Here is a 20788-nt window from a genome sequence, read left to right as displayed (position 1 = left end):
GGGTTATTTCAACGGCCTGGTAGGGATGAGTGTGTTATCTAGAGTCATGGACAAAAACTGTTCGTTGAGCCAGTTGTGCATGATCCATTCAGACTTGTATGGGTTTTCAGCAGGGTCTCGGAATGCCTGAGCTTCGTCGTCAAGGAGTTAGCGCGTTAGTGATTCTCGGCGCTACGCTAGCCACGCTGCTTCCCACTGCTGCCGGTGTTTTGGAAGCAGAGCAACAAGCGAAGCGTCATGAGCTCGCTCAAATCGAAAGATTTGCTAATGCCACTATCGGTCGTGTAGGCACAGTGGTTGATCAGGCAAACCATGCCCTTGTTGAAATGAACAAGCACAACGGTTTGCCTTGTTCAGCTATTGATCTGTCTGAGCTCAGAAGGATTTCGGCAGCGTATCGATACATCCACGATGCAGGGGTTTATGACGCGCGTGGCTATCTCTGTTCTGCGGTAATGGGAGCCCGATCTATCGGCGAGTTGCCCATGCCGGCGCCGGACATCCAACAGCAAGACGGCACACAAATTTGGCTTGATGCGCCGAGTCCCCTTGGCGGGCGACGCCGTGTCATCGTAGGCAGGAACGGCTACTTCGTTTCTATGGACAAAGACTCTTTGGTTGACACCGTAGACCTGTCCATGCGCAGCCTTGCAGCGATTAACACTAGCAAAGGAGATGTCTTTGCGCACTCCGGTAGTTTGACTAAGCAGGAAGCGACCGATGCGATTAATGCTGTTAAGTCGGGCGCAACCCTTACTGACACGCTTCTGATCAAGCAGTCACCGCATTTGCCCATAGCCGTCGCAGTGGCTGTGCCAAGACCAAGGTTCATAGAAAACGTGAGAACTTTGTTTTCGGCTTGGGCGCTATGCGGCGCGGCGTTGGGAATGATGTGCGGCTTAGCGGTCGCTAGATTGCTCAGTCGCAGCCTCTCTTTTGAAAGCGAACTGGCACGTGCCATTGACCATGGACAGCTTGAAGTTCACTATCAACCGATCGTAGATCTTGACACGCGACTATGGGTTGGGGCGGAAGCACTGGCGCGATGGCGCTACCGAGGGGAGTATGTTTCGCCGGATATATTTATTCCTATTGCTGAACGTAGCGACCTAATCCAAAAAATCACCAGTGCTGTTTTGCGAAACATAGGCGCCAATCTCTCAAATTATTTGAGAAAGGATCAACATTTTTATGTCTCTGTAAATGTTAGTTCCCGCGACTTGATGGGCGACGAACTGTTAAATAATTTAAGGGAGACGGTCAGAAAATCGAAAATCTTGCCTAAGCAAATTCGCATTGAAGCTACCGAACGTGAACTGCTTGATGATTCTCGCACCGAAAGCGTCTTCCAAGCATGTCGCACTGCGGGACACCCGCTCTATATCGATGATTTTGGTACGGGCTATGCCAGTCTGTCCTACTTACAAAGGTTCAATGTCGACGCACTTAAGATTGATAAGAGTTTCGTAGATACTATCGGGCATCATTCGGTCACAAGCGACGTAACGCCTCATATTGTTGCGATGGCTAAGGCCCTTCAGACAGATGTAGTAGCAGAAGGGGTCGAGACGACGCATCAGGCCGAAAAGCTTAGGCAGTTCGGAGTGAAGTATGGGCAAGGATGGTTGTATTCAAAAGCGATCCGGCCGGAAGAATTGGTTTACTACCTAAAAAACAAAAACTGCAAACGCAGTTAGCAAATCGAGCCGTTGGGCTGATGTGTTGTAGGCTACGCCCGACGGTGCAAGTCAGAAACGGTGAGAAAACATGAAAAAAGCTTTGTCTGTCCGTACAAAATTGGCGACGGTCCTGTCGATTTTAGCCGGATTTCTTCTTGTACTTGGTTCTGTAGCAATTATCGGACTTCATGATACAAATAAGGATTTGGCTGAAGTGTCCGAGAATGTTCCGACGGTAACCGAAGTCCTTGCTCAACAGGAATCACTTGCACGGGCTCGCCTAAAGCTTGACCGACTGACGCTCAGTACGCAAGGTGATACCGCCGTTACGCTACAGTCCGCGCGAGATTTGATTGCTGAGTCGGACGCTCGCTGGAAGCACTATCTATCTTATGAGGCGGGCCCATATGAGAAAGAGCTTGCCGAGGGCGTTAATCAAACACGAACGCAGCTTATAAACGAGGGACTAGTCCCAATGATCAATGCACTAGCGCGAGGGGAAGGGGCGACAGTTCAGGCACTAGCTTTCGACAAGGTTCCAAGTATGTATGCTCGTTTCAGCGAGCAGACAAAGAAATTGTCCGACTTCCAGGTAAGCGACTCCGCTAGCCTGGTGGCGCGTGCGCGGAAAAGAGAACAACTTCTCTCAATCGTATCTATCTTCTTTGGACTTACTGGGTTAATAAGCGCGATTATTAGCTGGAGACAGTTGGCCAAAGCGATTTCCCTGCCTCTTGCTGACGCGACTAAACATTTTGAAGCGATCGAGCGCGGGGACCTGACTTCCAAAATCGTTATAGCTCGCGATGATGAATTAGGGAAGCTCTTGGGGGCATTGGAGAACATGCAGAAGGGCCTGCGCTCAATGGTGTCAGAAATGTCAGTGGGAGCACGTGAGGTGGCGGAAGTTGCTTCAAACATAGCTGAGGGAAACGGAGACCTTTCAAAACGGACCGAGGAGCAAGCAGCCTCTCTCGAGGAAACCGCTGCCAGTATGGAGCAGTTATCGTCGACCGTGACGCAAAATGCGCGCAACGCGCAGCAGGCTAGCAGCCTCGCGATGTCGGGCAGTAAAGCTGCGGAACTCGGCGCCGAGTCGCTACTTCGCCTCTCGTCAACTATGAATGATCTCAAAGACGGTTCGGGGGAGATTGCAGAGATCACTTCGCTAATCGAGGGCATTGCCTTCCAGACAAATATCTTAGCTCTCAACGCCGCCGTCGAAGCCGCCCGGGCGGGTGAGCAGGGCAAAGGATTTGCTGTCGTAGCTAACGAGGTTCGCGCTTTGGCACAGAAGTCAGGCACCGCCGCCCGCGAAATCAAAGAGCTGATCGACAGTTCGCTAGCCAAGGTTAGCGCAAGCGCAGTTCAAGCCACTGACGCCCGTGCAAAGATGGATAACTCGGTTGAAGCGATTACCGCAGTCTCAGGGTTATTGCAGGAGATTGCTCAAGCCTCAAAAGAGCAGGCTCAAGGCGTTGAACAGATCACTGTAGCGGTATCTCATATGGATGAGGTTACACAGCGGAATGCGACGTTAGTAGAGAAATCCGCGTCGGCGGCTAATGTCATGAGCGACCGCGCTAAACTGATGCAAGCCTTGGTCGACGGCTTCCGGGTTGATAACGCAAGCGAATACCGAACCGTGGAGGCCAGGCTCGGCAACTCGGAGCGGTAGTCAGCCGAGGCTTGTAAAAGCATTCCACGGTAGAAGACGCCAAAAAAATGCCGCTGTGGAGTGCGCGCCGACCGGATCGGGCGTCTTCGCCGCGGCGATCACGTCGTTCGATGACCGATGGGGACGCTTTTCAATCCAAAGGCATGTTTTGCCCATTTGCATCTTCACAAATGGATCTCTGATATTTACCAGGGGAAACATTCGTGAACCTCTTGAACGCGCCACTAAATGCGCTTTCAGACGAATAACCAATCGCCGATGCTACCTGTGAAACCGAAGCTCCTGTGCGAAGCTCCCTTTTAGCCAGAGACATTCGCCAAGCCGTTAAATAGCTAAGCGGAGGTACGCCCATCATCGTGCGAAAACGGACAGCCAACGAAGTCCTGGACATTCCCGCTTTCTTGGCAAGCTCCTCAAGACTCCAATTTTTTGAAGGCTCACGGTGAATGCAGCTCAGAACGATAGCTAGTCGTTGGTCGCCGTATGCCTTCAGCCAGCCATCATCGTCGGCATCTGCCTGTAAGAGATAAGCTCGAAGCGTCTCCACGAACAAAAGCTGCGCTAGGGAAGAGACGACAAGTTGGCTTCCTGGGCGCCGCCATTCCATCTCCGCGACCAGTTGTTCGAGAAGCCAAGAGAATCGTTCGGCGCCCACCGCGGACTGCCGTACATGTATCAATGGCGGAAGGCTACTGAGCAACATCGCCTTTCGGTTTTCGTCGATATGGACCGTACCTCCGACCAAAACAAAATCACGGCCTTCCCCTAGGATAAAGCTGTGCTCACTATTTTTAGATAGTGGCGTTGCTGTCGCTCCGACTAGCAAAGAAGGAGAGCTTGCAAGCTTTAGAGCTCGTGTGCCGCTCGTAATGAGAATATCGCCAGCAAAGACCTGCTTGGCTTGATCGGTCCCCTCGAGTGAATACCAGCACTCGCCCTCCGCTATCGTGCAGAACTTCACAGCGCCGACATTGTTGAACTTGCGCGCCCACTTTCCTCCAGCGACCATGCGCCCTGAAACAGTGCACTCAGGCTGGAGAAAACCAAGCAAATCAGAAAGTGGATCAACACTCACGTGAACTCTCGCGCATAAATTTCGAACCTTTGAAGCTGTTCCGTACACAATGTGCAGTGTACCATTTGCTCGATGCACCGGCCTAACGATTCGGAGATCAGCGCATTTTTCGGAGCGATTATTACGGTCATAGGCGTCAAGTCGCCTTGCGGAACACTGACCTTTCTGCGTAAGCGATGTATTGGTCGACCGCTCAACGCGAAACGCACCAATATAAGCTGGAATCTGAGAGATAAGGTCATTTGTAACTCGGAATCCTTGATGGAGCCGATAAACGAGTAATGAAGGAAGGAACAATCTATGACAACACCTCAAATCGCTATTAGCTCAGGGTTCGACCGCTCATCGACGACGGTCGACGTCATTCGCGGAGTCGATTTAGTGGGCAAGGTCGCCATTGTGACAGGAGGGCACTCCGGACTCGGCCTGGAAACTGCGCGCACTCTCGCAAGCGCGGGTGCACGAGTGATCGTGCCAGCACGTGATTGCGACCGTGCGACCAAGGCGGTGTTGCAAGCAGGAGCTGGCATCGAAGTCAAACCGATGGACCTAAACAACCGATCGTCAATAGACGACTTCGCTCGAGAGTTTATAGATAGTGGTTTGCCGCTACATATCATGATCAATAACGCAGGGATCATGGCATTGCCGTCTCTGCAACGGGATCGTCACGGAAACGAGATGCAGTTTTCAACCAATCACCTCGGGCACTTCTATCTAACGTCGAAACTGTGGTCTGCCTTGAAGCGGGCAGGAGGAGCGCGAGTGGTATCCGTTTCTTCCGCGGGTCATCGATTTTCGCCGGTTATATTCGATGACATCAATTTTGAACGGAGGCCGTACGACCCATTCAAAGCCTATGGACAATCGAAGACTGCGAATGTCCTGTTCGCCGTTGCGCTTGATAAGCGAGGTGAGCGCGACAACATCCGAGCGTTTTCGCTTCATCCGGGCGGAATCGCGGGAACCAATCTTGGCACCCATGTTGGTACAGAAACGCTGAAGAAAAGCGGATTTTTGGATCAAGACAACCGGCCAGTTGTCGATTTGGCACGGGATATGAAGTCAGTGCCGCAAGGAGCAGCAACGCATGTCTGGTGTGCAGTCAGCCCGCAGTTGCAGGGTAAGGGCGGTGTGTATTGCGCTGATTCGGACATCGTTTCGATTCTCCCTGAGAATGAAACGGTTGATCTGTCTTCCGAGGATCGCAGCAAACGGCTCCCTGGTGTGAAAGCATATGCCGTGGACGGGGAAAATGCAGAACAGCTTTGGCGAGTTAGCGAGCAATTGACTGGCGCGTCCCTGGCCGCGTAGTCATCCCCGTAATTGTCTGCTGTTCATCACTGGTTGCCGAATCGGCAAGCAGTGACCAAGACGATCTAATGAAGAGGAGCGTGCAATGCTCCTCTTTTCGATATTCAAGCTTTCAGTTGAAGCTTGAAAACCTGATCAAGTTTTTTCCTGCAAGGGGAGTCAATGCCTCTCGATTCGTATATTTCGCTTGGGAAATCAGGACTAAGAGTAAGCCGTTTTTGCCTTGGGACAATGACATTTGGCGAAGATTGGGGATGGGGTGCGACCGTAGCTGAGTCAGAGTCCATCATGACCGAATACTTCGAGCGAGGCGGAAACTTTATCGACACGGCGAATTTATATACAAACGGCCATTCTGAGGCGATCATAGGGAATTATTTTTCCCAACGCAAAGGCACGCGTAACAAGATCGTTTTGGGAACCAAGTTTTTCGGAAACTTGGAGCTGGGAAACCCGAATGGCGGTGGTGCAGGGCGGAAGGCAATTATCAGGCAATGTGAGGAATCACTTCGTCGCCTTCAAACTGACTATATCGACCTTTACTGGTTACACAACTGGGATCGAGGTGTTCCGATAGAAGAAACACTCCGAGCTCTCGACGACTTAGTTACTCAAGGCAAAGTACGTTACATCGGGCTATCTGACTTGCCGGCATGGAAGGCTGCGCAGGCACAGATCGTTGCATATTTCCGCGATTACACACCGGCGATTGCGTTCCAAGCGGAGTACTCACTCCTTGCTCGCACCGTGGAAGGGGAGATCGTACCTATGGCACAAGAGTTAGGTTTAGGCTTGATGCCTTGGGGACCGTTATGTGGTGGAAAGTTGTCAGGTAAGTACGGGAGCCACAATGCTAAGTCTGTTAGGTCGGATCGAATTGGATCGAATATAGAATTAAACGAGAAAGAAGCCCTCGTACTTGGCGTCTTGGGTGATGTCGCCGCTGAGCTCGGTTGTAGTCGTGCGGCAGCCGCGTTGGCTTGGGTTCATGCACAGCCTGCAGTGTCATCGACGCTCATAGGTGCGAGGCGGCTAGATCAAGTCAGGGATAATCTAGATGCGATCAATGTGGTGCTCAGCCGCGACCAAATTGATCGCCTGAGCGCCGTCACTAAGCCCGCACTTAATTTCCCTGCGGATAACAACCGCGACCTAGCACCTAACCTGGCTTTTGCCGGCGCCGAGGTAGATGGAGTCCAGACTCGAGCACTGCCAATGTTGCAAAACAGTTCTACGCGCTATTAGCCCTACGTCTCCAGCGGAGTTTTGTCAATCGTGAAGGAGAGGCGGGGTAGGGACCAGTTTCTTCGCCTGCAGCAGCTGAGATGGGTTGGGGCTTTTCAGCCTGTCTCCATCGATGCAGTCGCGATTTATTTGCACTGCGCAGCGCTCGATTTTGCTTCACCATAGGTCGCTCATCAAGCTGAGACTGCAGGACCGGTCCGCAACAGAACACATGCGATGCAGCCATGCAATGGAACGAGCGCCAATCCCGACGCTCTGTTTCACTTAAGCTCAATATCGTTTGGTTTCGAGCCAAATGATGAAAGCGTCAACCTTCTTCGGCAACTGTGTTGACAAGCGTGCCAACACTGCTAACCTCAACTTCAACTCGATCGCCAGCTCGCATGAAGACCGGAGGTTCCCGTTTAAATCCTACTCCGCCTGGCGTCCCGGTCACTATGACGTCACCCGCTTGAAGCGTTGCAAAACGCGAGAGATAACTTACCAGGTACGGGATCGAGAAGGTCATCATGGCGGTTGTAGCTCGCTGCATCTCTATACCGTTCAGCCGTGTCACGAGCGCCAACTCAGAGCCATCAGCGATTTCGTCGCGCGTCACCAGCCAAGGACCAAAGGAAGCAGTAGCGTCGAAGTTCTTCCCAGGAGTCCATTGGGTCGTATGCCTTTGCCAGTCACGGATCGATCCGTCGTTGTAAACGGAATACCCCGCAATATGCTGCCAAGCGTCGGACTCGCTGATTCGCCTGCCGGCTCGGCCAATAACGACGGCGATCTCGCCTTCGAAGTCAAACTCTGTTGATTCGCGGGGGATGATTAGCGGCGCGCCGTGGCCCACCTGCGATGTGGCGGTTCTCAGGAAAATGGATGGCTCGCCGGTCTTCGGCCGATTTGCTTCAACTCGGTGAGCCTCGTAATTGAGTCCGACGCAGAAAATTTTTTGCGGTTCTGTAATCACTGGAAGCAAGCGCACGTCAGTAAGCTGATATTCGATTGGCTTCCCTGGTACTTCGTCTTCAAAGGTAGAAAGCACATCAGCCGAGATCGCGCTTCGTAGCGTCGGGTACCGCCCGCCGGACAGTCGCCCGAGATCAACGATACCTTGCTCGTTCACAACCCCCCAGCTCGCCGTACCACCCTGCTCAAAACTGACTAATTTCATTTCAGCTCCTCCATGGTGCTTTTGTGGCCTCGATCTTATGGCGACGGAGCAAAGGCAACAATACTCATTCGCTTATGAGTCGATGAGTTATCTTGTTAGGTGCGGACAGCCACTTCGGCCTAGCTTGGGGGGTTAAGCCGATGCGATAACGTGGGGGCTGCCGTGTAGTGCAGTAAAAAGTCGTGAAACGATTGGGCAGCGGGGGACAGAGTCTTACCCCGTCGCTGAAAGAAGCTCACCTGCCGCTCGACGATGGGCGAGGTCACCTCAAGAACCGTCAGCTCGAAGAGGGTGACTATCGGCATGGCGGACGCTGGAAGGGCTGCGATACCGTGACCGAACTTTACCATTCCAAGTGCCGTTGTCAGGAACGCGACTTCGTGTGCAGGGCGCAGCAGCAACGTAGGCGAGTGCGAAGCTAAGTCAGCTTGTAAGCGCGCTGTATAGTCGCTAGTGAGCGTTACGAACGGATGTTTGAGTGCATCTTCCCACGTGACGGCATTTGAACTTGACAAGGGGTGGTCCGAACGGCAGACCAGCTGGAATCGATCCCGAAAAAGTGGTTCTTGGAGGATGTCTTGTGAGGTCGGCCTAGTCGGCGCCACTGCAAAGTCGACTTCATCTCGAGCTACGCGAAGCAACGCTGCCTCGTTCAAGGAATCAAGGAGGCGCACATGGATCGCCGGAAATTCGCGCTGATATTCGCGCATTGCCGCAGGCAACAATCCGCTGCTGTAGAGCGGTGTACAGGCAATGCGAAGCGTCCCGCGTTGCATATCCTGCAACTGGAGCGTGCTGTTTACCGCGCTGTCAAGGTCTTGGAGTACCCGCAGGGCTAAAGGGTAGAAGTCCGCCCCCGCAACCGTCAATGTGATCCGCCGTGTACTGCGATCGAACAGACGTAAGCCTAGCTCAGTCTCAAGCTCCTTGACCAACAGGCTAAGTCCGGACTGCGTCAGGTACAGACGGGTCGCCGCATCCGTGAAACTCCCGGCGTCTGCGACGGCTGTAAACGCGCGCAGCTGTTTGAGCGTGATGTTCATAAGTTTCTGTCATAAATCGATGAGCAAGCCGGATTGGATGATAGGCCGTCCCGTTCTACGCTGTCACCTGTGGCCGACCCAGGTGTGATGGCGGATGGCGGCACATTCGAACAACTTTGACACGAGACTCACGATGCTACGATTTGATCCCAATTTGCGCTGGCTCTATACGGAGCTACCGATGGAAGAGCGTTATCGAGCAGCAGCACAGGCCGGCTTCAAAGGCGTAGAAGTGGCGTTTCCCTATGAGACCCCAGCTTCTGAGCTCGCAAGCCGTCTACAAGATAACGATTTGACCCTGGTGCAGATCTTGACCCCGTTCGACTGGGCAGCAGGCGAGCGTGGCATTGCAGCGTTGCCCGGACGTGAAGCCGAATTCCGTAAGAGCGTAGATGTGGCGGTCGAATACGCGACCCAGGTTGGCAAGCCACTATTACATGCAATGGCAGGCAACTTGACTGAAGGCCTTTCGCGCGAGGCTTGCCACGACACCTTCTTGAAGAATATTGACTACGCTGCGCGTACCGCCGCTCGTGAGGGTATGACGATCATTCTCGAACCGTGCTGCAGTGTACGTTTCCCAGATTACTTTTACCACCGGCTCGAAGAGGGCGTTGCTGCGATTGAAGCTATTGGTCATTCGAACGTGAAACTTTGCTTCGACACGTTCCATATTCAAAACGAAGAGGGCGCGCTGGCACAGAAGCTCGAGTCAACTTTCGCGCATATTGGACACATTCAGGTGGGCGATGTCCCCGGCCGAGCCGAGCCGGGTACTGGAGAAATCAGGTTCGCCTATCTTTTTGAGCTTATCGAGCGTCTCGATTGGCAAGGATGGATAGGTTGCGAGTATTCACCGTCGACACAAGACACAAATGCCGCGTTGGACTGGGCTTCAGCGTTTGGCATCGGCGTCGACAATTCCGCAGAAAAGAACTAGGGGGTTCGAGATGCTAAGTTTCCAGGACAATGAAACGCTGACCCGGACCGGCCCAGGCACAAGCATGGGGCAACTGTTCCGCCGCTTCTGGCAACCAGTCGCACTTTCCCGTGAGCTCCCCGAGAATGACTGTCCGCCGATCCGCGTGCGATTGCTAGGGGAAGACCTAGTCGCGTTCCGTGACTCGAACGGGCGCGTCGGTCTCGTAGAGCCGAAATGCCCGCATCGAGGTGCTGACCTATTTTTCGGCCGTAATGAAAAATGTGGACTGCGCTGTGTCTTTCATGGATGGAAGTTCGATGTTGACGGTCGGGCGGTTGACCTCCCGAACGTCCCGTCTGACTCAAATTACCACCAGAAGATTTCAATCCGAGCTTACCCAACTCGTGAATTTGGTGATGTGGTTTGGGCTTGGCTTGGACCGCGCGAGGCGATTCCCGAGTTGCCTCAACTCGAGTTCGCGACAATGCCCGCCTCGCATCGTTACGTCACGAAAAAGCTCCAAGAGTGTAATTGGGCTCAGTCAGTTGAGGGCGCACTGGATACGTCCCACTTTTCATTTTTGCACATGCCAGCGCCGAGTGTACCGTCGAACCATAACCCTGACGCTCCCGCAGACGAGCGCCGGTTGCGATGGATACGTGAGGATCCGATGCCGCGCTTTTCAATTCTTGACCATGAGGTGGGTTTCGTCGTGGGCGGGGCGCGCCGCACGGACAGCGAGCAAGTCTACTGGCGCAGCGCTCAGTTTGCAGTTCCATCGCACAGCACGACGCCCTCTACGCTACCTGGCGAAAATCACTTCGGGTACACGTTCGTGCCGATTGACGACGAGAATTGCTGGATTTACACGTATGTGTGGAATCCAGAGAGGGAGCTCACCGGTGAGGAACGTGCGCAGTTGCGCGGAGGTCATGGGGTCGTTGCGGAAGTGGACGACAGCTACGTTCCCTTACGCAATCGCTCGAACAATTATCTGCTGAGTCGTGCGGACCAAAAAACTATATCGTTCACCGGTGTGCGCGGCGTTGCAGAGCAAGATGCAATGGTGCAGGAGGGGCAAGGTCGCATTGCGGATCGCACGCGAGAGCACCTCACCGCGACTGATGCGGCTGTCGTCCGTTTTCGTCGAGTCATGTTAGGGCTCGCTAAGTCACTTGTCGCTGGCGAGGAACCGCAAGCCCCTTGGCATGCTGAAAGCTACAAATTGCGCTCGGGAAGCTGGATGGCCAGCGAAGGGACTTCATTTGAAGATGTGATGCGAGAACGCTTCGGTGACCCAGTTGGCCGAGTGCACAATCGTTAACTAACGTATTGGTCAAATGTAGTCATTCTCGCATCTTGCGAGAATGACCTGCGCGTCCGTAGTGCACGAAACATGATAACTAGAGCTACCGGAGACTCAAATGGAGAATTTAGTCGGCCCCCTCACTTCTGACGTGCCAGGCTCAAAATTAAGCGCAACAACCTACGCATTGGTACAGCGGAGGCTGCTGCCTTTTTTGTTTATCTGCTACGTTTTGAACTTCATCGATCGAGTTAATATTAGCTTCGCTCATTTACAGTTCAAGACGGATCTCGGTTTCAGTGACGCCTCGTATGGGCTTGGCGTTGGACTTTTTTTTATCGGCTATGTGTTGCTCGAGGTGCCCAGCAATTTGCTGCTGCAGAAAATCGGAGCACGCCGTACGATCGCGCGAATCATGATTTTATGGGGGCTGATTTCCGCGGGAATGATGTTCGTACGCACACCAACCCAGTTTTACATTGCTCGAATCTTGTTGGGGGCAGCTGAAGCAGGTTTTTTCCCCGGAATCGTCTTGTATCTAACCTATTGGTTTCCGGCTGCCAGGCGCGCTCGTATCACGTCCATCCTATTATCTGCGGTTGCTGTGTCTGGCATTGTTGGAAGTCCGGTGTCCGGGTGGATAATGCAGCACATGGGCGGAATAGGAGGCTTACGTAATTGGCAATGGCTATTTCTGCTTGAGGGAGTGCCCGCAGTCATCGCCGGAGTTGTGGCGCTCTTTTATCTCACCGATCGTCCAGCAGATGCCCGCTGGTTAACAGATGCGCAACGTGGGATCATCGAGTCGGCGTTGCAAGCCGACGAGCGCGGAAAGAGCACAGCCTCGCCGCACTCCTTTCGCCGGGCATTGTTAGATTACCGTGTTTACATCGCCGCACTTGGTTACACGGTAGTGCCGTGGGCGGGAAGCGTACTCAATTTTTGGGCGCCATCGATCATACACAGGTCTGGCGTCACAAATGTATGGCATGTTGGTTTGCTTTCGATGATCCCATTTGTTGTAGGTGGCCTTTTGATGATTGTGATAGGAGGCAGCTCCGACAAACGGCTCGAACGGCGTTGGCATTTCGCGGGCTGCGCTTGCCTCGCGGCGATCGGGATCGCATTCCTTCCTCTCGCCTCGGCTAACTGGATGGCATCAATCGCGTTGTTGAGCGTAGCGACAGTTGGTTACCTGTCGGCTGTAGCCCTGTTCTGGACTATTCCTCCGGCCTACCTCAGCGGCTCTGCAACGGCTGGTGGAATTGCTCTAATTAGCTGTTTAGGGCAAGCTGGCGGGCTCATTGCACCGGTCGTCATTGGAAAAATAAATGAACTAACCGGCAGTTTCACTTTGGGCCTTTATGTGGTCGTTGCAGTCCTTCTTACCGGTGCACTGGCGGTCATTGTTGGAATACCTGCAAAAGCGCTGCGTGAACGCTCCAATGTCTGAGTCAACGTGTATCAACGCAGCGATGTAGCGAAATTCGCAATCCAGCACTCGGGCAGGTCGCCTTATATGCCTCGGCGACCTGCAGAAAAGGCGTATATGAAACCGACGGTTTGCTATGCAGCTCGGGACTTTAGACAGCTCGCACTACCATTGTGGCTTTAAAACGATAGAAGCGCATCCCCGACCGGAAAAGCAGCGAGCTTGTTTATCGCCATGTCACTCGTGGCTTGTTAGCTTGCAGGCGAGAACATGAGCAAGGCCCACTGTTTCACCTCAGTGAGGTCACGCCTTGGGAGTAAGCGTCGCGGCACGGCCGTCTTGATTCGCGCAATCAGAGACGCCAAAGTGGTTCCCACCACTTCAAGTAGCGGGAATCATTTTGGGATCGGAAGAGAAGCTGGCCTCAGGAACGCGTAGAGGAAGCCCAAACCACAGCCCTGAATTTCGACGCCGTCTGGCCGCAGCGGCGTGTGAGCCGGGCGTCTCGGTTTCGAAACTCGCTAGAGAGCATGGCATCAACGCCAATATGTTGTTCAAGTGGCGACGTCGATATCGGGCCGAGCAGCTCGCCGTATCAACCGAGCTTGTTCCGGTGACGGTCGTGGAGGACGCGCCGGGCACAGTCACTCCGACACCGTCGGTCCAACAGGAACAGCTAATCGTAAAGCCCGCCGCGAGCGTGGGCACGATCGAAGTCCGGATCGGACGTGCTGTGGTCAAGGTCGATGGAGCGGTCGACGCCGAAACACTACGTACGGTACTGAAGAGTGTGCGATCGTGATCGGGCTTCCAATGGGTACGCGCGTGTGGATCGCAGCAGGTGTGACTGATATGCGCAGCGGATTTCCGGCGCTGGCCGCGAAGGTGCAGACCGCAGTTGAAGACAATCCACTGGGTGGCGACGTGTTCATTTTTAGGGGGCGTCGCGGCGATCTCGTGAAGATCCTTTGGGCAACCGATGACGGACTATGGCTGCTTGCAAAACGACTTTCGCACGGGCGATTTATCTGGCCCCAAGCCGATGGCGGCAAGATCTATTTGACGTCGGCGCAGCTATCGATGTTGCTGGAAGGCATCGACTGGCGACAACCCCGTCGCACGGCTGCGTTGTCGATGTTGTAAACCAAGTCAAAGGCTCGTAAACTGCCGTGCATGCCCGATCATGCTCCTCTTCCGGACACCGTTGCCGAGCTCCGCGCCTTGGTGCTCGAGCAGCAGGCGTCAATGACGAAGATGCGTCAGGAGATCGCCGAACGCGACCGGGAGATCGTTGAGCGAGACCAGGAGCTCGATCGCGTGAAGGCACAGATCGACAGGCTCCGGCGCATGCACTTCGGTCGCAAATCCGAACAACTCGACCGGCATATCGATCGGCTCGAAACTCAACTTGAGGACCTGGCAGCGGGTAGCGGCGTCGCCGATGTTCGACGCGCGCGTGCTCGTGCATCGAGTTCAGGCGCGTCTGCCACATCTTCGAAGGAAGCCTTAGCGCCGCATCTTCCACGCGAAGAACGAGTGCTTGAGCCCAATCCGATCTGCCCGAAATGCGATATCGGCATGGACCTGCTCGGCGAGGATGTATCTGAACAACTCGCGCGCGTCACAGCGATGTTCAAGGTAATTCGCACGATCCGTCGCAAACGGGTGTGCGCCAACTGCGGTCATATCGAGCAACGTCCCATGCCCGGGCTGCCGATTGAGCGCAGCATCGCACATCCGAGCTTGCTGGCCGAGATCCTTGTTGCGAAATATGCGAACCATACGCCGCTGTATCGGCAGTCCGAGATCGCGGCGCGCGACGGCGTCCGTCTCGATCGAGCGACCATGGCACGTTGGGTCGGGCAATGCGAAGAACTGTGTCGACTGCTGACCGAAGCTCTGCGTCGCTACACGATGGCGACTGCGAAGCTCCACGCGGACGACACACCGATCCCGGTGCTCGCACCCGGCAACAAGAAAACCAAAACGAGTCGGTTGTGGGTCTACGTGCGTGACGATCGACGCTCAGGTTCGAGCGAACCTGCTGCGGTCTGGTTCGCGTACTCGCCGGACCGCAAAGGCATCCATCCCCAGACCCATCTTGCCGAATTCCGAGGTGTCCTACAGGGTGATGGCTATGCAGGTTTCAACGAGATAACCGAAAGCGGCGAAGTTCGACTGGCATCGTGCTGGGATCACGCTCGACGATACGTGTTCAATGTGCACGAGACGGCGCCATCGGACACCACGAAAAGATGGCTTGACATGATCGGCGATCTTTACGAAATCGAAGCTGCTATCCGCGGTAAGCCACCCGATAAGCGGCAACGCGTCAGGCAAGAGAAGAGCAAACCGCTGCTCGATGGCATCGAGACGTCGATGAGGGAGAAGCTAGCGACGCTATGGCCAAAGGCGCCATTAGTCGAAGCTATTAACTACTCTCTAAATCGCTGGGACGGACTCACGCTATTCTGTGATGATGGCCGGGCCGAGATAAGCAACGTCCTTGCCGAAAACGCTTTGCGATGCGTCGCGCTTGGTCGGCGCAATTTTATGTTTGCTGGCTCAGACAGTGGTGGTGAACGAGCCGCCGCGATGTACAGCCTCATCGGCTCGTGCAAATTGAACGACGTCAATCCACGCACCTACCTGGAATACGTGCTCACGCACATCGCAGATCATCAGGCCAACCGCATCGACGAACTGCTGCCTTGGAACGTCGCGAAGCACCTGCACAGGCCTGCAACGCTCAACCTTTGAACCCCTCTGCCGCGCGCCACTCCGCAGGTGCAGCGCTTAACGTCTGTCCAGGAAAATCTTAACGGCCCTCACGCGACGCTTACCCTTGGGACTTGCTTTGCGACGGACCAAAAGCACGCAGCGTAAGCCGCTGTAGCCGAAACCAGCAAGCCGTGCTGGATATACTCGGATAAGGGGAGTACTAGACTGTGGCGCGACAGTCCGGATAAGAGACCTCATCTAGTTTGACGCGCGGCACTAGACAGAATGCCATCTTTGAAACACGCTCACTTACTTCGATTGGTTAACGGCTTTCCGCAAGTGCAGAGACGTCTGACCCGACTGAAGAATCCCGCCAAGTGAACGTCAAGTTCCAATCGTGCGAGCAGATAACTCGCTCGCCGGTATGCGAAGCGCGAAGAGGAACGCGGCTCGTTCTGTCACATCCATCGTCCGAGCCGGTTCCGAATTAGCACTTATCGCATGCAGCACTATCCTCGCAAGACCGCCACCTCGATAGCTGTACCCACGTGGCTGGTGTTAGCGGTTCCACCCAAGTCAGGCGTGCGGGGGGCTTCCGAGTCTAACAATACCGATTCGATTGCCTCAGTAATTGCATTGGCCGCCTGTGCATGGCCCAAATGCTCAAGCATCATTGCACCCGACCAGATTTGCCCAATCGGGTTTGCAATGCGCTGGCCAAAGATATCGGGTGCCGACCCATGCACGGGCTCAAATAAAGACGGCAGTTCGCGAGTAGGATTGATGTTCGCTGAGGGAGCAATACCAATTGTGCCAGCGGTTGCGGGGCCAAGATCCGAAAGGATGTCGCCGAACAAGTTTGATGCGACAATCACATCAAAGCGGCCTGGGTCCAGGATCATTTTTATCGTTATTGCATCTACATGATACTGGCTCGTCGCCACATCAGGATACTGCTTTGCCATTGCAGCAAATCGCTCATCCCAAAACGGCATCGTGACCGATATCCCATTGGACTTACTTGCGGAAGCGATCAGTCGTCGCGGCCTTTTTGAGGCCAACTCGAATGCATACTTCATGATACGATCGGTTCCGTATCGAGAGAATATAGACTCTTGCACGGCGATCTCTCTCTCGGTTCCCGCATACATTCGACCGCCGATGGATGAGTACTCGCCTTCTGTATTCTCTCTCACTACGTAATAGTCGATGTCTCCGAAGTTCTTCCCTCGAAGTGGCGAGACCACATTGGGCATCAACCTCACGGGCCTAAGGTTGACGTACTGATCGAACTCTTTGCGAAATTTTAGCAACGAGTCCCATAGTGAGACATGGTCGGGGACACGGTCCGGCCAGCCGGTGGCACCAAAGTAGATAGCGTCGAATGTTGCAAGTTGCGGAAACCAGTCCGCAGGCATCCATGCGCCAATCCGGTCGTAATTGTCGCAGCCCCAATCAAAATGCTGAAAATCCAACTGGATATCGAAGCGAGAGGCTGCCGCTCTCAAAACCTTCACTCCTTCTGGCATAACTTCTTTACCGATTCCGTCCCCCGCAATTACTGCGATGCGCTGACTCGTCATTTCTTCCTCCGTAGGATATGTGCCGTTAGTGGTGCGGTTTGCTACAGGTCAAGAGAAAGCGACGCACCCTTGCACCCAGAACAGCAAATCATCATTGAGCGGTTCGCGGCTCGCTCGCTCTCACTTAGCACGCTGTCGCGATGCTCGGGTATGCCTTCGACGACTCGGGTTTCGCAACTCCCGCAAACTCCTTCCTTGCATGCGTGCGCCACGTTTATCCCATTATCGAGCAGTGCATCAAGGATCGTTTGCCCGCTCGTCACCGTCACGGTCTTGCCAGACCGAACCAAGTGCACCTTGAAGCCCCCAGAAGTGTCCGGTGCACTTTCCGCAGAAAAGCGTTCAACGTGTACATGTTCTTTTGCACGCCCAGAGCACCTCTCGAGGAAGACGTCAAGCATCGCTGACGGACCACAGGCGTATAAATGGGCGTCGCGTGGAGCCTGGTTGATGCATTCATCAAGTGACATCCGCGTGCTTGGCTCAGCATCGAAATGAAAATGGACAAGCCCGCATTCGTCTTCGGCAAGTCTTTCCAAGGCATCGAGATACGCCGCGCGTTGGCGCGAGCGGGCAAAGTAGTGAAGATGCCAATTACGCCCAATTTCGTTCAGCCTCCTCGCCATTGATAGGAGGGGTGTGATGCCAATTCCACCGGCGACTAGAAAGCTCAAGTCGGCGCTCTCGTTGAGCGGGAAGTTATTGCGTGGGGCATCGATTTTCAACGCATCGCCCGCCTTCAGATGCTCATGCAGGTACTTTGAACCGCCGCGCGATGCGTTATCCAGATTCACAGCAATTACATACCGATGCTGTTCCCACGTCGAGTTCAAAAGTGAATAACTCCGTGTTAGTCCGTTGGGCAACAGTAAGTTAATGTGGGCGCCTGCGTCAAAGCGCGGCAAAGGGGCATTAACAACCGGTCGCAGATCGAACGAGCGAATGCACTCCGATTCAACTCGGACTTCATGCACACGCACATCGATCGAGGGTCCAATGGGAGGCAACATAGCTTTGATAGACCGTAAAAATAAGTCCCATCATAGATGCGCGCGACGAGTCGTCCCATCGCGAAATCTTCATCGATTCACGACTGCTGCTTATGGGATCAGGTGTCAGTTTGGCTCGATAGCCCGTCTGATCCGTTTATTCTTGTTACCCCATGCGACTTGGCGACGTCAGCTTCCGAGGGCAACTGCCAGCGCGGTTGCCACACTAGAATCGTTCCTTACTGTTCGGTCCACACCGCCGTCGGAGCGGCAGGTGGCGTAACGGGACACTTACCTCGCTTAATGCCCGCATCGAAGGCCTTCACGGCGCTTTACCCGCTGCGCGGCTTGTCCGCGGACTTGCGAGATGCCGGTTACAGATGGCTTGACGGTCTCCACTCGCAAACGCACATATGGCTCACAGCCGCCGTCTCCTATATGTGCGCCCCGCTCGACTGTCGCCATTCCGGGCAGACCAGGCGATACAGGTCCCTTCGCGGAAGTCGGTTCGTCGCTGCTCCGTATTAGGTTTGAGATGCTCCATGGACCGAATCTGACAATGGAAGCGGCCCAAGCATGAAAATTTGCCTCGGTCTGGAATAAAACGGAAGGCGGCGCTGTTTGCCGCGCAAAGAGGCAATCATGGAGGAACCGATGATGAGTTCACGACGACCGATACGGGGCGCAGCGTTATTCGCGGTCGCGCTGCTCTCTTGCGCTGTTGTAAGCGTCTCGTACTCGGCTGAACCGGAGCTTGCAGCCGGGCGGTCAGTAGACAGCGAATTTATGAAACTGAACGACGAGGCGATGGCACGGATGATGGAGGGCATGGACATCTCGCCTTCAGGAGACGTAGACCAGGACTTTGTGCGCATGATGATTCCACATCACTCCGGTGCCATCGAGATGGCTCAAGCTGAACTTCGGTATGGCAAGAACGAGCAATTGCGACGGATAGCGCAGGAGATCATTGTCGAGCAGCAGCAAGAGATTGCGGCAATGCATCTTGCGTTGGGCACGGCCTTGCCACCCCCAGCGCCGGCGCCAGACCAAATTAGTCCGGCTGCGAAGCAAGACTCGATGCCCATGCATACCCATACGCCCTCGCATTCATCAACTCCCAAGGGAAATCAATGAAGTCACTTACGTTGCGACCGAAGCTTATCCTGGGTGCAGTCGCATGGGCTGCCGCGTCCATGGCGTTCGCTGGCCAGGCTCCTGGCGCGGATAGCGCGCCGGATATCCCGGTGACCCACTACGATCGCGTCTACGCCGCCGAGCAGTTCTCGAACACGGTCTCCGTGACCGATCCCGCCGACAATCGCCTGTTAGGCGTTATTCGTTTGGGCGACCCGTCACCGATGAACTTTAGCCCGCTTTACCGCGGCCAGGTGCTCGTGCACGGCATGGGGTTCTCGCCGGATCACAAGACAATCGCCGTAGTTTCGATCGGATCTAACTCGGTCTCGTTTATCGACACGGCGACCAACGCGGTCAAGCACGTCACCTATGTTGGGCGCTCGCCTCATGAAGCCTTCTTCACCCCAGACGGCAAGGAGGTATGGGTCACGGTGCGCGGTGAAAATTATGTGTCCGTGTTCGATGGTTCGACCTATGAAGAAAAGACACGGATTACTGTCCCCGCCGGGCCGGGTATGCAAATTTTCTCGCCTGATGGGAAGTACGGATACGTTTGTTCGTCCTTCAACCCGGAGACGGATGTCATCTCGGTAGCCGATCACAAGATCGTGGGCAAGGTAAAGCAGGACAGCCCATTCTGCCCAAACATCGCCGCTACACCGGACGGCAAGCAGGTATGGTTCACGCTTAAAGATGTAGGCAAGACACAGGTCTTCGATGCACTTCCGCCTTTCACCTTGCTGAAGACCCTCGATACGGGACCGATTACCAATCACGTGAACATTGTCAAGAACGCAAACGGGATGTTTGCGTATGTGACGGTCGGCGGACTAAACGAAGTGAAGGTGTTCCGAACCGACACGTATGAGCTAGTCGCAACGATACCGGTCGGCAAGTTGCCGCATGGCATCTGGCCGTCGGGTGACGGAAGCCGAGTCTATGTTGGCTTAGAAAACGCCGATGCTATGGCAGCGATCGACACAATGAAAAATACGGTCATCGGTCAGGTGCCCATTGGGCAGGCGCCGCATGTGCCGAACGCGGTTCCGGATGGCGATGGCATGAGCAATCTTCAGCCATTAGGTGTTGCGGGCGACACGACACACTTGACGTTGTCCGCAGTTGGAGACAAAACGCATGGTGAGCACAACGCTCCGACGAGCGTGTCGCTTTTCAATCAAGGCCTTCTCGAGGTATTGCAGGCGTCGGTGACGGGCTTGAGTCCCAAGCAGCCGTACGTGCTCGGCCTTGCAGACACGCCCGACGGTAGCGGTAACATCGAAAGCCTCGCAAACTTCACGACGAACCCGGCCGGATCCGCGATCGTCAATGCTATCGGCCAGATTCGACAGGTGGTCTCCGTTAATGATCCAGAGCGACCAAGCACGCGTCGCTACCTTGTAATAGCGCCTCAAGTCGATGGCAAGCCTAGCAAGGCAGTACAGGTTCAAGCCTTGTGATCGTAACGAAAACGTCCGGGCGTCAGCGGCTTTGTGGATGGG

Annotated in this window: 17 protein-coding genes; 12 read left to right on the top strand and 5 right to left on the bottom strand. The window is 54.5% G+C overall.

Annotation, left to right across the window (positions count from 1 at the left end; translation table 11 throughout):
• Positions 1-122: 122 nt before the first annotated feature.
• Together ACZCWR_RS25410 and ACZCWR_RS25405 are read left to right on the top strand one after the other, a co-directional pair.
• Positions 123-1697 carry an EAL domain-containing protein gene (locus ACZCWR_RS25410; RefSeq protein WP_487305793.1) on the top strand — a complete coding sequence of 525 codons (1575 nt, stop codon included), beginning with the start codon at positions 123-125 and terminating at the stop codon, positions 1695-1697.
• A gap of 70 nt (positions 1698-1767) precedes the next feature.
• Positions 1768-3357 carry a methyl-accepting chemotaxis protein gene (locus tag ACZCWR_RS25405; protein ID WP_487305792.1) on the top strand — a complete coding sequence of 530 codons (1590 nt, stop codon included), beginning with the start codon at positions 1768-1770 and terminating at the stop codon, positions 3355-3357.
• A gap of 130 nt (positions 3358-3487) precedes the next feature.
• On the opposite strand, the gene ACZCWR_RS25400 is transcribed toward ACZCWR_RS25405, so the two are convergent.
• Positions 3488-4432, bottom strand: coding sequence for an AraC family transcriptional regulator (locus ACZCWR_RS25400; protein WP_487305791.1), 945 nt, complete (start codon positions 4430-4432; stop codon positions 3488-3490).
• A 300-nt stretch (positions 4433-4732) separates the two neighbouring features.
• Between ACZCWR_RS25400 and ACZCWR_RS25395 the strand changes: the two genes are divergently transcribed.
• Both ACZCWR_RS25395 and ACZCWR_RS25390 read left to right on the top strand, forming a co-directional pair.
• Positions 4733-5746 carry an SDR family NAD(P)-dependent oxidoreductase gene (locus ACZCWR_RS25395; protein WP_487305790.1) on the top strand — a complete coding sequence of 338 codons (1014 nt, stop codon included), beginning with the start codon at positions 4733-4735 and terminating at the stop codon, positions 5744-5746.
• Between the two features lie 162 nt (positions 5747-5908).
• Positions 5909-6991, top strand: coding sequence for an aldo/keto reductase (locus ACZCWR_RS25390; protein WP_487305789.1), 1083 nt, complete (start codon positions 5909-5911; stop codon positions 6989-6991).
• A 307-nt stretch (positions 6992-7298) separates the two neighbouring features.
• Here the strand turns inward: ACZCWR_RS25390 and ACZCWR_RS25385 are convergent, their stop codons facing one another.
• Together ACZCWR_RS25385 and ACZCWR_RS25380 are read right to left on the bottom strand one after the other, a co-directional pair.
• Complete coding sequence (locus ACZCWR_RS25385; protein WP_487305788.1) at positions 7299-8150, bottom strand: fumarylacetoacetate hydrolase family protein; 852 nt, start codon at positions 8148-8150, stop codon at positions 7299-7301.
• A gap of 119 nt (positions 8151-8269) precedes the next feature.
• Positions 8270-9193, bottom strand: a complete 924-nt coding sequence (locus tag ACZCWR_RS25380) for a LysR family transcriptional regulator (protein ID WP_487305787.1) — start codon at positions 9191-9193, stop codon at positions 8270-8272.
• A gap of 181 nt (positions 9194-9374) precedes the next feature.
• Between ACZCWR_RS25380 and ACZCWR_RS25375 the strand changes: the two genes are divergently transcribed.
• The 6 genes from ACZCWR_RS25375 (at position 9375) to tnpC (ending at position 15613) form a co-directional block, all read left to right on the top strand.
• Entirely contained in the window at positions 9375-10133 is a 759-nt protein-coding gene (locus ACZCWR_RS25375; RefSeq protein ID WP_487305786.1) for a hydroxypyruvate isomerase family protein, read from the top strand.
• Between the two features lie 64 nt (positions 10134-10197).
• On the top strand, positions 10198-11439 hold the full coding sequence (locus tag ACZCWR_RS25370; RefSeq protein ID WP_487305785.1) for a Rieske 2Fe-2S domain-containing protein: 1242 nt from the start codon (positions 10198-10200) through the stop codon (positions 11437-11439).
• A gap of 100 nt (positions 11440-11539) precedes the next feature.
• Positions 11540-12874 carry an MFS transporter gene (locus tag ACZCWR_RS25365; protein ID WP_487305784.1) on the top strand — a complete coding sequence of 445 codons (1335 nt, stop codon included), beginning with the start codon at positions 11540-11542 and terminating at the stop codon, positions 12872-12874.
• Positions 12875-13253: 379 nt separating this feature from the next.
• Positions 13254-13655 carry an IS66-like element accessory protein TnpA gene (gene tnpA, locus ACZCWR_RS25360; protein ID WP_465470193.1) on the top strand — a complete coding sequence of 134 codons (402 nt, stop codon included), beginning with the start codon at positions 13254-13256 and terminating at the stop codon, positions 13653-13655.
• Positions 13652-13996: an IS66 family insertion sequence element accessory protein TnpB gene (gene tnpB, locus ACZCWR_RS25355; protein ID WP_487305783.1), complete on the top strand. Its 345-nt coding sequence runs from the start codon at positions 13652-13654 to the stop codon at positions 13994-13996. Before tnpA ends, tnpB begins: the two co-directional genes overlap by 4 nt.
• Before the next feature lie 30 nt (positions 13997-14026).
• Positions 14027-15613 carry an IS66 family transposase gene (gene tnpC, locus ACZCWR_RS25350; RefSeq protein ID WP_487305782.1) on the top strand — a complete coding sequence of 529 codons (1587 nt, stop codon included), beginning with the start codon at positions 14027-14029 and terminating at the stop codon, positions 15611-15613.
• A gap of 470 nt (positions 15614-16083) precedes the next feature.
• Here the strand turns inward: tnpC and ACZCWR_RS25345 are convergent, their stop codons facing one another.
• Complete coding sequence (locus ACZCWR_RS25345) at positions 16084-17157, bottom strand: tartrate dehydrogenase (RefSeq protein ID WP_487305781.1); 1074 nt, start codon at positions 17155-17157, stop codon at positions 16084-16086.
• Between the two features lie 41 nt (positions 17158-17198).
• Complete coding sequence (locus ACZCWR_RS25340; RefSeq protein ID WP_488876521.1) at positions 17199-18167, bottom strand: PDR/VanB family oxidoreductase; 969 nt, start codon at positions 18165-18167, stop codon at positions 17199-17201.
• Positions 18168-18788: 621 nt separating this feature from the next.
• Here ACZCWR_RS25340 and ACZCWR_RS25335 point away from each other — a divergent pair.
• Positions 18789-19283 carry a DUF305 domain-containing protein gene (locus ACZCWR_RS25335; RefSeq protein ID WP_487305779.1) on the top strand — a complete coding sequence of 165 codons (495 nt, stop codon included), beginning with the start codon at positions 18789-18791 and terminating at the stop codon, positions 19281-19283.
• Positions 19280-20746: a YncE family protein gene (locus ACZCWR_RS25330; RefSeq protein WP_487305778.1), complete on the top strand. Its 1467-nt coding sequence runs from the start codon at positions 19280-19282 to the stop codon at positions 20744-20746. Before ACZCWR_RS25335 ends, ACZCWR_RS25330 begins: the two co-directional genes overlap by 4 nt.
• Positions 20747-20788 lie beyond the last annotated feature (42 nt).

Source organism: Caballeronia sp. A2-2, assembly GCF_057612605.2.
The sequence above is the reverse complement of the archived record's forward strand: the minus strand, read 5'-3'. Positions and strand labels throughout refer to the sequence as shown.

What these genes read in the sequence shown, in the direction of transcription:
- ACZCWR_RS25410 (WP_487305793.1), top strand. Translation starts at nt 123, where the DNA reads ATGCCTGAGCTTCGTCGTCAAGGAGTTAGCGCGTTAGTGATTCTCGGC.
- ACZCWR_RS25405 (WP_487305792.1), top strand. Translation starts at nt 1,768, where the DNA reads ATGAAAAAAGCTTTGTCTGTCCGTACAAAATTGGCGACGGTCCTGTCG.
- ACZCWR_RS25395 (WP_487305790.1), top strand. Translation starts at nt 4,733, where the DNA reads ATGACAACACCTCAAATCGCTATTAGCTCAGGGTTCGACCGCTCATCG.
- ACZCWR_RS25390 (WP_487305789.1), top strand. Translation starts at nt 5,909, where the DNA reads ATGCCTCTCGATTCGTATATTTCGCTTGGGAAATCAGGACTAAGAGTA.
- ACZCWR_RS25385 (WP_487305788.1), bottom strand. Translation starts at nt 8,150, where the DNA reads ATGAAATTAGTCAGTTTTGAGCAGGGTGGTACGGCGAGCTGGGGGGTT.
- ACZCWR_RS25380 (WP_487305787.1), bottom strand. Translation starts at nt 9,193, where the DNA reads ATGAACATCACGCTCAAACAGCTGCGCGCGTTTACAGCCGTCGCAGAC.
- ACZCWR_RS25375 (WP_487305786.1), top strand. Translation starts at nt 9,375, where the DNA reads ATGGAAGAGCGTTATCGAGCAGCAGCACAGGCCGGCTTCAAAGGCGTA.
- ACZCWR_RS25370 (WP_487305785.1), top strand. Translation starts at nt 10,198, where the DNA reads ATGGGGCAACTGTTCCGCCGCTTCTGGCAACCAGTCGCACTTTCCCGT.
- ACZCWR_RS25365 (WP_487305784.1), top strand. Translation starts at nt 11,540, where the DNA reads ATGGAGAATTTAGTCGGCCCCCTCACTTCTGACGTGCCAGGCTCAAAA.
- tnpC (WP_487305782.1), top strand. Translation starts at nt 14,027, where the DNA reads ATGCCCGATCATGCTCCTCTTCCGGACACCGTTGCCGAGCTCCGCGCC.
- ACZCWR_RS25345 (WP_487305781.1), bottom strand. Translation starts at nt 17,157, where the DNA reads ATGACGAGTCAGCGCATCGCAGTAATTGCGGGGGACGGAATCGGTAAA.
- ACZCWR_RS25340 (WP_488876521.1), bottom strand. Translation starts at nt 18,167, where the DNA reads ATGTTGCCTCCCATTGGACCCTCGATCGATGTGCGTGTGCATGAAGTC.
- ACZCWR_RS25335 (WP_487305779.1), top strand. Translation starts at nt 18,789, where the DNA reads ATGGAGGAACCGATGATGAGTTCACGACGACCGATACGGGGCGCAGCG.
- ACZCWR_RS25330 (WP_487305778.1), top strand. Translation starts at nt 19,280, where the DNA reads ATGAAGTCACTTACGTTGCGACCGAAGCTTATCCTGGGTGCAGTCGCA.